This window comes from Achromobacter aloeverae, from assembly GCF_004121055.1.
GTDB lineage: Bacteria > Pseudomonadota > Gammaproteobacteria > Burkholderiales > Burkholderiaceae_B > Bordetella_C > Bordetella_C aloeverae.
Genome location: NZ_PYAL01000009.1, coordinates 347,702 through 359,957 on the forward strand (window position 1 = coordinate 347,702; position 12,256 = coordinate 359,957).

Here is a 12,256-nt window from a genome sequence, read left to right on the forward strand (position 1 = left end):
CGGGACGAGTGGCTACAGGACATCCCCCGCGTAGTCGGCCAGGCGCGAACGTTCGCCGCGTTGCAGGGTGACGTGCCCCGAATGCGGCCAGCCCTTGAAGCGGTCGACCACGTAGGTCAGGCCCGAACTGCCCTCGGTCAGGTAGGGCGTATCGATCTGGGCGATGTTGCCCAGGCAGATCACCTTGGTGCCGGGGCCCGCGCGGGTGACCAGCGTCTTCATCTGCTTGGGCGTCAGGTTCTGCGCCTCGTCGATGATGAGGTACTTGTTCAGGAAGGTGCGGCCGCGCATGAAGTTCAGCGACTTGACCTTGATGCGCGAACGGATCAGGTCCATGGTGGCGGCGCGGCCCCAGTCGTTGTTGCCCTCGCCGTCCCCCATGTTCAGCACGTCCAGGTTGTCCTCCAGCGCGCCCATCCAGGGCAGCATCTTCTCCTCTTCCGTGCCCGGCAGGAAACCGATGTCCTCGCCCACCGGCACGGTGACGCGGGTCATGATGATTTCCGTGTAGCGCTTGGTTTCCAGCACCTGCGTCAGGCCGGCCGCCAGGGCCAGCAAGGTCTTGCCGGTGCCGGCCTGGCCCAGCAGGGAGATGAAATCGATCTCCGGGTTCATCAGCAGGTTGAGGGCGAAGTTCTGCTCGCGGTTGCGCGCGGTGATGCCCCAGACGTTGTTCTTGCCGTGGGTATAGTCGCGCAGCGTCGCCAGCACCGCCGTCTTGCCGTTGACCTCGCGCACTTGCGCGTACAGCGGCATCTGCCCTTCGAAGTAGACGAACTGGTTGACCACGAACTGGGCGCACAGGGGCCCATGGACCCGGTAGAAGGTGGTGCCGCCTTGCTGCCACGACTCGACGTCCTTGCCGTGCTTGTTCCAGAAGTCCTCCGGCAGCTGCATGACCCCCGTGTACAGCAGGTCGGAATCCTCCAGGACATGGTCGTTGAAGTAGTCTTCCGCGGCCATGCCCAGGGCGCGCGCCTTCAGGCGCATGTTGATGTCCTTGGACACCAGCACCACCTCGCGCCCGGTGTATTTCTCCTGCAAGGCGCGAACCACGCCCAGGATCTGGTTGTCGGCCTTGCCCATGGGCAGGTCGGACGGCAGGGTGCTGTGGATGGCGGTGGTCTGGAACAGCAGGCGCCCGCTGGCGTCCTTGTTGCCCAGCGCGTTCAGCGGCAGGCCCAGGTCCAGCTGGCCGGCCTCGGCCACCAACTGGTCCAGCGAGCGGCTGACCTGGCGCGCGTTGCGGGCCACTTCCGACATGCCCTTCTTCTGGTGGTCCAGCTCTTCCAGCGTCATCATCGGCAGGAAGATGTCGTGCTCCTCGAAGCGGAAGATCGAGGTGGGGTCGTGCAGCAGCACGTTGGTGTCCAGCACGAACAGCTTGCGCGATGCGCTGTCGGCGCGCGTGCGCGACTTGCGTTCGTTCCTGGCGGTCGCCTTGGAGATCGGCGTCGGCACGGCGGCCGGCGCGGCGGCGGGCACGGCAACCGGGGCGGCGTCGGCGATGACATTGGCCGGCTTGCGCGCGGCGGTCTTGCGCGCCGGGGGCTGCTGCTTGGCGGGAGCGGCGTCGCCGCGGGCTTCGGCGGGGGCGTCGGCTCGGGCTTCGGGATGCTTCTCGGGGCGATGGGCGGGGCGGGCAGGCGCGATGCCCGCCAACTCCGGCTGGAGGGCGACGGATTCGACGGCGGCGGGCTTGGCCGCGGGTGTTGCCGGACGGGCGGTTTCGCCCGTGGGGAAGGTCAGGATAGCGGCGGGGCGGGTGGGCAACTTCGGAAGCGGCATGAGCGTCACTCTCCTGTGGGTAGCCGGCGGCGCCGTGAAGCGCGCCGGCAACAAATCAACCAATACTCTTGGCGGCCTGCAGGACTTCCTTGGCATGGCCCGGCACTTTCACGCCACGCCATTCCTGGACCAGCAAACCATAGGCATCGATGAGAAAAGTGCTGCGTTCGATGCCGCGCACCTGTTTGCCATACATGTTTTTCTGCTTGATGACGTCGTACAGAGTGCAGACGGTTTCGTCGGCGTCGGTGATGAGCGGGAAGGGCAGGTCGTACTTGCAGCGGAAGTTCTCGTGCGATTTCAGCGAGTCGCGCGAAATGCCCACCACGACGCAGCTGGCCGCCAGGAAGTCGGCGTGCATGTCGCGGAAATCCTGGCTTTCCGTCGTGCACCCCGGCGTGTTGTCCTTGGGGTAGAAATAGAGGACCACGGCGCGTCCGCGGCACTGTTCGAGGCTGATGGGGCCTATCGTGCTGTCGGCGGTGAAAAGCGGTGCGGGCTTGCCGATGATGGGTTTCATCAGGTCGGTTCTCCTTGGGGAATCAGGGCGACGACCACGCGCCGGCCTTCTGACATCAGGATGTTGTAAGTTCGGGCGGCTGCCTGGGTGTCCATGACCTCGATGCCGATCCCCGACGTCAGCAGCGGCTGCAGCACCTCGGGCCGCAGGAAGCGCTGGCGCGCGCCCGTGCCGATGAGCAGTACCTCGGGGGCGCCGGGGGGCAGGGGCGCGGGGGCGCCCTCGGCCTCGTCCAGGAAGGCAAGGGGGTCGCGCGGCGTTTCCGGCAATCCGGCCGCCTGGCGCAAGAGTTGGGGGGTGATCTGGTCTGGCGCCTGGACCGGCCAGTGGGAGACCGGGCCTTCGGGGCCGAAGGCGACCGCGTGGGAAAAGCGTACCTGGTTGACTTCGATATAGCCGTCGCCATAGGCGGTGACGGTATTCAAGGCAGCCGACGCAGGATCAGTATGCAGCTTCAATAAATGGCTCCGGCTTGTTGGGTGGATGATAGCGCATCGGGATGCCCGCATGTTGCGCGGGATCGACAGGGGAAAGCACGGGGGAAGGATCCCATTTCACCCAATTTGCCCCGGTGGCCGCGTTAGGCTAGATTATCGGGTTCCGCCCTGTCCCCCTCTCCCCCGCCCCAAGGATTTACGTCATGAGGAAGTTCTCGCGCATCGAGCGCCTGCCGCCCTACGTATTCAACATTACGGGCGAGCTGAAGATGGCGGCGCGGCGCAGGGGCGAGGACATCATCGACATGTCCATGGGCAACCCGGACGGCGCCACGCCCGCCCATATCGTCGACAAGCTGGTCGAGGCCGCCACCCGGCCCGACACCCATGGCTACTCGGTGTCCAAGGGGATCCCGCGCCTGCGCAAGGCCATCTCGACCTGGTACCAGCGCCGCTACGCGGTGGACATCGATCCCGACACCGAAGCCATCGTCACCATCGGGTCCAAGGAAGGCCTTGCGCACCTGATGCTGGCCACGCTGGACCAGGGCGACACCGTGCTGGTGCCCAATCCCAGCTATCCCATCCACATCTATGGCGCGGTGATCGCCGGCGCCAATATCCGCTCGGTGCGCATGACCCCGGGCGTGGACTTCTTCGAGGAACTGGAGCGCGCCGTGCGCGAATCCATACCCAAACCGAAGATGATGGTGCTGGGCTTTCCCAGCAATCCCACCGCGCAGTGCGTGGACCTGTCCTTCTTCGAGCGGGTGGTGGCGCTGGCCAGGGAGCACGACATCCTGGTGGTGCACGACCTGGCCTATGCCGACATCTGCTTCGACGGCTACGTGGCGCCGTCCATCATGCAGGTGCCGGGCGCGCGCGACGTGGCGGTCGAATTCTTCACCATGAGCAAGAGCTACAACATGGCCGGCTGGCGCATCGGCTTCATGGTGGGCAACCGGGAACTGGTGCATGCGCTGGCGCGCATCAAGAGCTATCACGACTACGGCACGTTCACGCCCATCCAGGTGGCCTCCATCGCCGCGCTGGAAGGGCCGCAGGATTGCGTCGACGCGGTGGTCGAGCAGTATCGCAGCCGTCGCGACGTGCTGGCCCGCGGCCTGCACGAAGCCGGCTGGGACGTGGAAGTCCCCAAGGCCTCCATGTATATATGGGCACGGATTCCCGAGCCCTATCGGGCCATGGGCTCGCTGGAATTCTCCAAGCGGGTGCTGGCCGACGCCAAGGTGGCGGTTTCGCCTGGCATAGGTTTCGGCGAATACGGCGACGAGTATGTCCGTTTCGCCCTGATCGAAAACGAGCAACGCACGCGTCAGGCCGTGCGCGGCATTAAGGAAATGTTCCGCAAGGACGGATTGCTGAAATGAATCCCATGAAGGTAGGCCTGCTGGGCCTTGGCGTGGTGGGTGGCGGTACCTGGACGGTGCTGTCGCGCAACGCGGAAGAAATCGCGCGCCGCGCGGGTCGGCGCATCGAAGTCACGCATATCGCCGTGCGCGATACCCTCAAGGCGGCCAGCCGCGTGGGCGGCGGCGCGACGATTACCACCAATCCCCACGACGTGGTGCGGGATCCCAGCATCGATATCGTGGTCGAGCTGATCGGCGGCGATACGCTGGCGCGCGAACTGGTCCTGGAGGCCATCGCGCAGGGCAAGCACGTGGTCACCGCCAACAAGGCGCTGCTGGCCAAGCACGGCAACGAAATCTTCGCCGCCGCGTCCGCGCGCGGCGTGATGGTGGCCTTCGAGGCCGCCGTGGCCGGCGGCATTCCCATCATCAAGGCCATGCGCGAGGGCCTGACCGCCAACCGCATCCAGTGGGTGGCCGGCATCATCAACGGCACCACCAATTTCATCCTGTCGGAAATGCGCAGCCGCGGGCTGGCTTTCGCCGAGGTGCTGGCCGAGGCGCAGCGCCTGGGCTATGCCGAGGCCGATCCCACGTTCGACGTCGAGGGCGTGGATGCCGCGCACAAGCTGACCCTGCTGGCCTCGCTGGCGTTCGGCGTGCCGGTGCAGTTCGACAAGGCCTACATCGAAGGCATCTCGCAGCTCGCGCAGGAAGACATCGCCCATGCCGAACGCCTGGGCTATCGCATCAAGCTGCTGGGCATCACCCGCCGCCGGCCCGAAGGTATCGAGCTGCGCGTGCATCCGGCGCTGGTGCCCAGCACGCGCCTGCTGGCCAATGTGGAAGGCCCGATGAACGCCGTGCTGGTGCGCGGCGACGCCGTCGGCCCCACGCTGTACTATGGCCAGGGCGCGGGCGAGGAGCCCACCGCGTCGGCCGTGGTGGCCGACCTGGTCGACGTGACCCGCCTGCACACCGCCGATCCGGGCAACCGCGTGCCGCACCTGGCCTTCCAGCCGGACGCCATGTCGGACCTGCCCATCCTGCCGATCGAGAAAGTGTCGACCTCGTACTACCTGCGCCTGCGGGTGGACGACCAGCCGGGCGTGCTGGCCGATATCGCCCGCATCCTGGCGGAGCGTTCGATCTCCATCGGGTCCATGATCCAGCAGCCTTCGAACATCGGCGGCGCCGACATCATCTTCCTCACGCACGAAGCGGTGGAAGGCGACGTCAACCAGGCCATCGCCCGTATCGAGTCCCTGGCTTTCGTGCGTTCCAAGGTGACGCGCATCCGCATGGAGACCCTGGCATGAACTACGTATCCACCCGCGGCGGCATGGCGCCGCTGCCTTTCTCCGACATCCTGCTCGAAGGCCTGGCGCCGGACGGCGGCCTGGCGGTGCCCCAGACGCTGCCCAAGCTGACCGCCGCGCAACTGGAAGGCTGGCGCGCGCTGTCCTATGCCGACCTGGCATTCGAGGTGCTGTCGCTGTTCATCACCGACATTCCCGCCGACGACCTGCGCCGCCTGACGCGCGCCGCGTACACGGCCCGGATCTTCGGCAGCGAGGACATCGTGCCGCTGCGCCCGCTGGACGGCAAGCTGAGCCTGCTGGGCCTGTCGGAAGGCCCGACGCTGGCGTTCAAGGACATGGCCATGCAGTTCCTGGGCCAGGCTTTCGAGTACGTGCTGGCCAAGCGGGGCACCACGCTCAACATCCTGGGCGCGACCTCCGGCGATACGGGTTCGGCGGCGGAATACGCGCTGCGCGGCAAGAAGGGCGTGTCGGTCTTCATGCTTTCGCCGCATGGCCGCATGAGCGCCTTCCAGCGCGCGCAGATGTATTCGCTGCAGGACCCCAACATCCATAACATCGCCGTGCGCGGCGTGTTCGACGACTGCCAGGATATCGTCAAGGCCCTGGCCGGCGACCTGGAATTCAAGTCGGCCTGCCATCTGGGCGCGGTCAACTCGATCAACTGGGGGCGTATCGCCGCCCAGATCGTGTACTACGTGCATGGCTGGCTGCGCGCCACCACCAAGGCTGGCGAGCAGGTGTCGTTCGCGGTGCCGTCGGGCAACTTCGGCAACATCCTGGCCGGCCACATCGCGCGGCGCATGGGCCTGCCCATCCGCCGCCTGGTGCTGGCGACCAACGAGAACAACGTGCTGGAAGAGTTCTTCCGCACCGGCATCTATCGTCCGCGTTCGGCGCAGCAGACCCACGCCACGTCCAGTCCGTCGATGGATATCTCGCGCGCGTCGAATTTCGAGCGCTTCATCTTCGACCTGGTCGATGCCGACGGCGCCCGCGTCAAGGCCTTGTGGGGTCAGCTGGCGCAGGACGGCTATTTCGACCTCTCGTCCCATCTGGGCGAGTTCGGCGGCAAGTACGGTTTCGTGGCCGGCGCCAGCTCTCACGCCGACCGCCTGTCGACCATACGCGCGACCTATGATGCCTGCGGCGTGCTGATCGACCCCCATACCGCCGACGGCGTGAAGGTGGCGCGCGCATTTGTCGAGCCGGGCGTCCCCATGCTGGTGCTGGAGACGGCCTTGCCGGCCAAGTTCTCGGAGACCATCGAGGCCGCCCTGGGCCGCCCGGCCCCGCCGCCGGCCGCGCTGGCGGGCCTGGAGTCGCTGCCGCAGCGGGTCGAGGTGATGGACAACGACGTGGAAGCGGTGCGGCGCTACGTGCGGGAGCACGCGGCGCTGTAAGGGCGCCTCGTCCCGTGTCGGTAGGGAGCCCAGTTCACGCCGAGGCTCCCTTTTTCGTTTCGCGCGTTCCTGTCGTGGAGCGCGTGGAGAATGTGTGAATACGTGGCGTGGGCGTCGCGCGCGTCCACCTACGCGTTGACGCGCGCCGGGGGCTGGCGATAATGAGGCCTTTGCGCTCGACAAAGGAACGGCATGCCGTCGATGTTATCGCCCATCAGTTTTGTCGCCATCGGCCTGGGCGCCGCGCTGGGCGCGTGGTTGCGCTGGGGCCTGGGGCTTGCGTTCAACCGTCACGAGGCACTGCCTTGGGGTACGCTGGCCGCCAATCTCGGCGGCGGCTACCTGATCGGCGTCATGGTGGCCCTGGTGGCCGCGCATCCCGAATGGCCGGCCTGGATACGGCTGGCCTGCATCACGGGCTTCCTGGGCGGCCTGACCACCTTTTCGACATTTTCGGCGGAAACCGTGGGCATGCTGGAGCGCGGCGAATACGGCGGCGCCGTGCTGTATGCCGGCGTCAGCCTGGCCGGGTCGCTGCTGCTGACGGCAGCGGGCCTGTTCACCGTGAGGGCCCTGGCCTGAACCATGGGCTCCACTTCATCGGCGCCGCATGGCCGGCGCCGGCCATCGAGGGCAAGCCTTCAAGCACAGCGTTGCAACGACATCCCGGCAGCGTAGGGGGGCGTATGCGCGACTATCGGCTTGCGGCGATCAAGGCCGCCGCGCGTTGCCCGCTGCGCACGGCGCCTTCCAGTACGGCCGGGTAGCCGGTGTCGGTCCAATCGCCCGCCAGGCATAGCGTGGGCCAGGGCGTGGCGTTGCCTGGCCGCGCCAGGCCTGGCGTGGCCAGGAATGTCGCCCGCTTGTCGACCAGCAATTCCGCGTGCGCGATGGCCGGAAGGGGGGCAAGACCGCCCCGGGAGGCTTGTTCGCGGACTTGGTCGACCAGCGGCGCCACGCTGGCGTCGCGGCCATCCCGCGCAAGACGGTCGGCCAGCCGCGCCGCCGCGCTGACGACCACGGACAGTTCGCCGCGTGACGGTTCGCCCGCCAAGGCCGCGCGATCGAACAGCCATTGGCCATCGTGGCTGCGCGCCGGATCCTCGCGCAGCATCATCATGGGTAGCGGCAGTCGCCATGGCGCGGCCAGTCGCAGGTTCAACGTTGCGATAGGCGAGTATTCGAATCCGGCCAGGCGCGCGGCCAGGTCGCCGGATGTCCCGGTGGATGTGCCGCTGAATGTGCCGCTGAATGTGCTGCTGGAAAGCGGCCTTGTCGGCACAACTGCCGTCCTCGTCGCTTCGGCATGCAATGCCGCGCCTAGCAGCCGTGCCGCATTGGCCGGCGGGACGGCCAGGATGGCGGCGTCGTAGTGTTCGCCATCGAGACGTACGCCCTCGGCCGACGGCTCGACGGAGCGTACCGTCACGCCGTAGCGCATATCGCACAGTGCGGCGGCGGCATCGGGCCACAGGGCCGACAGGTCCGCGCGGGGCAGCAAGAGGTCCGAGGCGGCGCGGCTGCCGGCCAGGCTGTCGCGCAGGACATGGGCGAAGAGCTGGGCGTCGGCTTGCGTCGTGGGGGTGTTCAAGGCCGCGAGGCATAGCGGTTCCCAGAGCCATCGCACGGCGCTTTCGGGCTGGCCATGCCGGGCCAGCAAGGCGGCCACGGTGCCGCCGCTTGCATCGATAGCGCTGCCGCGTGCATCAACGCTGCCGCGCGGATCGACAGCGCCGCCGCCTGCATCGATAACGTTGCCGCGTGCGTCCCCATCGCTGTCACACACATTGCCCGGCGCAGTGCCCGCCGCGCCGTCGTCCGCCGCTTCCACGCGCCAGTCCGCCCGCTGCAAGGCCCGCATCAACCGCAAGGCGGCCATGCGCGCGGCGCCGTCCAGCCCGCGCGCCAGCAGCAGGGCCGCGGCCGCATGCAAGGGCGCCGGCAGGCGCGGCGCACGCAGCCGGAACGCGCCGTCCAGGCTGGCCAATGCCAGCGGCAGCCGCGCCAGCAGCCAAGCGGGATCGCGGCCCAGGCGCCGCATCAGGGCCAGCGTGTCCGTATAGGCGCCCAGCAGTATGTGCTGTCCGTTGTCCAGGGGCGCGGCGAAGTCCGTGTGCACGACCCGGCGCGCACGGCCGCCCGGCGTATGCCCCGCCTCGAATACGGTCACCGCATAACCGCGATCATGCAGGGCCACGGCGGCCGCCAGGCCTGCCCAGCCCGCTCCCACCACGGCAACGCGTGGCGAGGTGGAAGTGTCCATGCCCACGCCCCCGGCCGCGGCGGCCTTCATTTCGACAGTCGCCGCACCAGCCCGCGGCCGCCGCCGACCCACGTCTTCCAGGCCAGCCACAGCTTGCGCAGCGGCGTCAGCGAAAGCCGCTGGTGCAGCACCTGCCAGTTGTCGCGCTCGATTTCTTCGAGCAAGGCATGGTAGATGGCCGCCATCATCAGCCCCGGCCGCTGCGCGCGCCGGTCGGATTCAGGCAGCGCCCGCATGGCCTCGCGGTACAGCTCGCGGGCGCGCTGCGCCTGGAACGCCATCAGCGCGGAAAAGCCCTCCGAATACTTGCCGTTCAGGATGTCCGCCGCCTTCACGTTGAAGCGCTGCAATTCATCGACGGGCAGGTAGATGCGCCCGCGCCGGGCGTCGTCGCCGACGTCGCGGATGATGTTCGTCATCTGGAACGCCAGGCCCAGCTTCTCCGCATAGACCAGCGTGGCGGGATCGCCGTACCCGAAGATCGACGCCGACAGTTCGCCCACCACGCCTGCCGCGTGCCAGCAGTACTTGCGCAGGCCCGGCCAGTCCAGGTAGCGCGTCTGGTCCAGGTCCATCTCCATGCCGTCGATCACCGCCAGCAGGCGCTCGCGCGTGATGCCGTAGGGTTGCAGGTGCGGCTCCAGCGCGCGCGTCACCGGATGGTCGGGCGCGCCGCCGTACATGCGATCGATCTCGGTGCGCCACCAGGCCAGCTTGATACGCGCCACCGAGGGGTCGCTCACCTCGTCCACGACGTCATCCACTTCACGGCAGAAGGCGTACATCGCCACGATGGCGCGGCGCCGTTCCGGCGGCAGGAACAGGAAGGCGTAGTAGAAACTGGACCCGCTCTTGGCGGCCTTGTCCTGGCAGTATTCGTCGGGAGTCATATCGGTTGGGCAGGGGCGGGCCGGTGCCCGTGTCGCCGGTAGCGTTGTGGATCAGTGCATGCCTCGGGGCATGCGGTACGGACGGAAAGCGGAACGGGACGCGCGCGCGTTCAGGCGGGAAAGCGCCCGGACAGGGCGCGCCACAGCATGACGCACCAGTCGCGTCCGCCCAGTTCCGGACGGTTCATGAAGACATCGTAGCGGGCCTGCTCGATACGTTCCAGGATGCGCAGCCCGCCGTGCACCACCAGGCGCAGCTCCAGGCCGATGCGGCCGGGCAGGCGCCGGGTCAGCGGCGCCCCGGAGTGTAACAGCGCCCGCGCCCGCGCCACCTGCTCGCCCAGCAGCGCCCGCCATTGCGGCGTCAGGCGGCAGGCCGCCAGGTCTTCCTCGCTGACGCCATGGCGGCGCAGGGCATCCTGCGGCAGGTAGACGCGGTCCTTGCGCCAGTCGATGCGGACGTCCTGCCAGAAATTGACCAGTTGCAGCCCGGTGCAGATGGCATCCGACTGGCGCAGCGCATCGGCGTCGGTCACGCCGTACAGGTGCAGCATCAGGCGGCCGACCGGATTGGCCGAGCGGGCGCAGTAGTCGAGCAGGGCGGCTTCGTCGGGATAGCGCGTGACGGTCACGTCCTGTTCGAAGGCCGACAGCAGGTCGAGAAAGGGCGTGATGGGCAACTGGTGGCGCGCGATGGTCGCGGCCAGCGGCACGAAGATGGGGGCCAGGCGGTCGGCGGCGGCGGAATGGCTTCCCACGCTCGCGATGCGGTGCAGCTCCGCCCGATAGGCAGCCAGCTCGGCAAGCCGCTGCGACGGCGTGGCGTCGCCTTCGTCCGCGATATCGTCGGCGCTGCGCGCGTAGCGGTAGATGTCGGTGACCGCCCCACGCAGGCGGCGCGGCAACAGGACGGAAGCGACCGGAAAGTTTTCGTAATGATCGACAGGCATGGGGTATGGGGTATGCGCAAAATCGCCGCAATGGAATCGCCGCTATTTTAGTGAGGCCGTCACGGCGCATCGGGTAGACTAACGCCGATCGCCAAAATGGCGATCGTCCTACCCCGCGCCTGCCATGCCACGCCCCATTACCGCCACGATTTCCGTCGACGCCCTCGCGCACAATCTCGAGGTCGTTCGTAATCATCTCCACCAGGCCGCGCTGGCCGCAACCACGGCGCAAGGGCAGCCCCTGTCGCCGCCGTCGATCTGGGCCGTCATCAAGGCCAATGCCTACGGCCACGGCATCGAGCAGGCGGTGCGCGGTTTCTGGCAGGCCCAGGGCCTGGCCATGCTGGACCTGAACGAAGCAGTGCGCTGCCGCGAAGCCGGGTGGGGCGGGCCCATTCTGATGCTGGAGGGTTTTTTCGAGCCGTCCGACGTGGAGGTGCTGGACCGCTACCACCTGACGACTTCCGTGCATTACGCGGACCAGCTGGCCATCCTGGCCGAAGGCCGCCGGTCGCGCCGGCTGGACATCTTCATGAAACTCAATTCCGGCATGAACCGGCTGGGTTTCGCGCCGGACGCCTATCGCGCCGCCTATCAGCAGGCCCTGCGACTGCGCGACGACGGCGTGTTGAACCATGTCGGCAAGATGACGCACTTCGCCAACGCCGACGCGCCCGAAGGCATAGCCAGCCAGATGGACGTGTTCAACCGCGTCACGGAAGGCTTGCCCGGACCGGTCAGCGTTTCCAATTCCGCGGCCACCCTGCGCTATCCCACGGTCGCGCTGGCGCGCGACGACCATGGCGCCTGGGTGCGTCCCGGCATCTGCCTGTATGGTGGCAGTCCTTTTGCGGACGCCGACGCCGCCAGCTTCGGCCTGCGTCCGGCCATGACCCTGGCGTCGCGCATCATCGCCGTGCAGCAGGTGCGGGCCGGCGACGCCGTGGGCTACGGCAGCCTGTTTCGCGCCGACGGCCCGATGCGCATCGGCGTGGTGGCCTGCGGGTATGCCGATGGCTATCCGCGCCACGCAGGCACGGGGACGCCTATCACGGTGGCGGGCGTGCGCACGCGGCTGCTGGGCCGGGTGTCCATGGACATGCTGGCGGTCGACCTGACCCCGGTGCCGGCCGCGGGCGTCGGCGCCCCGGTGGTGTTGTGGGGCGAGGGCGGACCGTCGGTGGACGAGGTGGCCCAGGCGGCTGAAACGATAGGCTACGAATTGCTATGCGCCTTGGCGCCCCGGGTGCCGGTACACGGCCGGGATAACTGACACCGAACGTCGGCCGAGGGTCGGTCGAACGCCGGCC

Annotated in this window: 11 protein-coding genes; 5 read left to right on the forward strand and 6 right to left on the reverse strand. The window is 67.9% G+C overall.

Features of this window, described 5'->3' with window-relative positions; genetic code table 11:
• Window positions 1-12: 12 nt before the first annotated feature.
• From C7R54_RS27085 to C7R54_RS27095, 3 genes are read right to left on the reverse strand one after another with little or no spacing between them, the layout of a single operon-like run.
• Window positions 13-1,788 carry a PhoH family protein gene (locus C7R54_RS27085; protein ID WP_129154016.1) on the reverse strand — a complete coding sequence of 592 codons (1,776 nt, stop codon included), beginning with the start codon at window positions 1,786-1,788 and terminating at the stop codon, window positions 13-15.
• Window positions 1,789-1,843: 55 nt separating this feature from the next.
• On the reverse strand, window positions 1,844-2,308 hold the full coding sequence (locus tag C7R54_RS27090) for a peroxiredoxin (RefSeq protein WP_129154017.1): 465 nt from the start codon (window positions 2,306-2,308) through the stop codon (window positions 1,844-1,846).
• On the reverse strand, window positions 2,308-2,766 hold the full coding sequence (locus C7R54_RS27095) for an Mth938-like domain-containing protein (RefSeq protein ID WP_129154018.1): 459 nt from the start codon (window positions 2,764-2,766) through the stop codon (window positions 2,308-2,310). Before C7R54_RS27095 ends, C7R54_RS27090 begins: the two co-directional genes overlap by 1 nt.
• A 182-nt stretch (window positions 2,767-2,948) precedes the next feature.
• On the opposite strand from C7R54_RS27095, the gene alaC reads away from it, so the two are divergent.
• From alaC to crcB, 4 genes are all read left to right on the forward strand, one after another.
• On the forward strand, window positions 2,949-4,136 hold the full coding sequence (gene alaC, locus C7R54_RS27100) for an alanine transaminase (protein ID WP_129154019.1): 1,188 nt from the start codon (window positions 2,949-2,951) through the stop codon (window positions 4,134-4,136).
• A complete protein-coding gene (locus C7R54_RS27105) occupies window positions 4,133-5,437 on the forward strand; it encodes a homoserine dehydrogenase (RefSeq protein WP_129154020.1) in 1,305 nt (434 codons plus the stop codon). Before alaC ends, C7R54_RS27105 begins: the two co-directional genes overlap by 4 nt.
• On the forward strand, window positions 5,434-6,843 hold the full coding sequence (gene thrC, locus C7R54_RS27110; protein WP_129154021.1) for a threonine synthase: 1,410 nt from the start codon (window positions 5,434-5,436) through the stop codon (window positions 6,841-6,843). The genes C7R54_RS27105 and thrC overlap by 4 nt, the downstream gene beginning before the upstream one ends.
• Window positions 6,844-7,044: 201 nt before the next feature.
• Window positions 7,045-7,425, forward strand: coding sequence for a fluoride efflux transporter CrcB (gene crcB / locus C7R54_RS27115; RefSeq protein ID WP_129154078.1), 381 nt, complete (start codon window positions 7,045-7,047; stop codon window positions 7,423-7,425).
• 112 nt (window positions 7,426-7,537) lie between these two features.
• On the opposite strand, the gene C7R54_RS27120 is transcribed toward crcB, so the two are convergent.
• From C7R54_RS27120 to hpnC, 3 genes are all read right to left on the reverse strand, one after another.
• A complete protein-coding gene (locus C7R54_RS27120; protein WP_240039734.1) occupies window positions 7,538-9,106 on the reverse strand; it encodes an FAD-dependent oxidoreductase in 1,569 nt (522 codons plus the stop codon).
• Between the two features lie 26 nt (window positions 9,107-9,132).
• Window positions 9,133-9,996 (reverse strand): presqualene diphosphate synthase HpnD, encoded by an 864-nt coding sequence (gene hpnD, locus C7R54_RS27125; protein ID WP_129154022.1) that lies wholly within the window; start codon window positions 9,994-9,996, stop codon window positions 9,133-9,135.
• 110 nt (window positions 9,997-10,106) lie between these two features.
• The gene (hpnC, locus tag C7R54_RS27130) at window positions 10,107-10,946 is read right to left on the reverse strand and encodes a squalene synthase HpnC (RefSeq protein WP_129154023.1); all 840 of its coding nucleotides are present in this window, start codon (window positions 10,944-10,946) and stop codon (window positions 10,107-10,109) included.
• 124 nt (window positions 10,947-11,070) lie between these two features.
• Here hpnC and alr point away from each other — a divergent pair, with 124 nt between their 5' ends.
• Entirely contained in the window at window positions 11,071-12,219 is a 1,149-nt protein-coding gene (alr, locus tag C7R54_RS27135) for an alanine racemase (RefSeq protein WP_129154024.1), read from the forward strand.
• Window positions 12,220-12,256: the final 37 nt, after the last annotated feature.

What these genes read in the sequence shown, in the direction of transcription:
- C7R54_RS27085 (WP_129154016.1), bottom strand. Translation starts at nt 1,788, where the DNA reads ATGCCGCTTCCGAAGTTGCCCACCCGCCCCGCCGCTATCCTGACCTTC.
- C7R54_RS27090 (WP_129154017.1), bottom strand. Translation starts at nt 2,308, where the DNA reads ATGAAACCCATCATCGGCAAGCCCGCACCGCTTTTCACCGCCGACAGC.
- alaC (WP_129154019.1), top strand. Translation starts at nt 2,949, where the DNA reads ATGAGGAAGTTCTCGCGCATCGAGCGCCTGCCGCCCTACGTATTCAAC.
- C7R54_RS27105 (WP_129154020.1), top strand. Translation starts at nt 4,133, where the DNA reads ATGAATCCCATGAAGGTAGGCCTGCTGGGCCTTGGCGTGGTGGGTGGC.
- thrC (WP_129154021.1), top strand. Translation starts at nt 5,434, where the DNA reads ATGAACTACGTATCCACCCGCGGCGGCATGGCGCCGCTGCCTTTCTCC.
- crcB (WP_129154078.1), top strand. Translation starts at nt 7,045, where the DNA reads ATGTTATCGCCCATCAGTTTTGTCGCCATCGGCCTGGGCGCCGCGCTG.
- C7R54_RS27120 (WP_240039734.1), bottom strand. Translation starts at nt 9,106, where the DNA reads ATGGACACTTCCACCTCGCCACGCGTTGCCGTGGTGGGAGCGGGCTGG.
- hpnD (WP_129154022.1), bottom strand. Translation starts at nt 9,996, where the DNA reads ATGACTCCCGACGAATACTGCCAGGACAAGGCCGCCAAGAGCGGGTCC.
- hpnC (WP_129154023.1), bottom strand. Translation starts at nt 10,946, where the DNA reads ATGCCTGTCGATCATTACGAAAACTTTCCGGTCGCTTCCGTCCTGTTG.
- alr (WP_129154024.1), top strand. Translation starts at nt 11,071, where the DNA reads ATGCCACGCCCCATTACCGCCACGATTTCCGTCGACGCCCTCGCGCAC.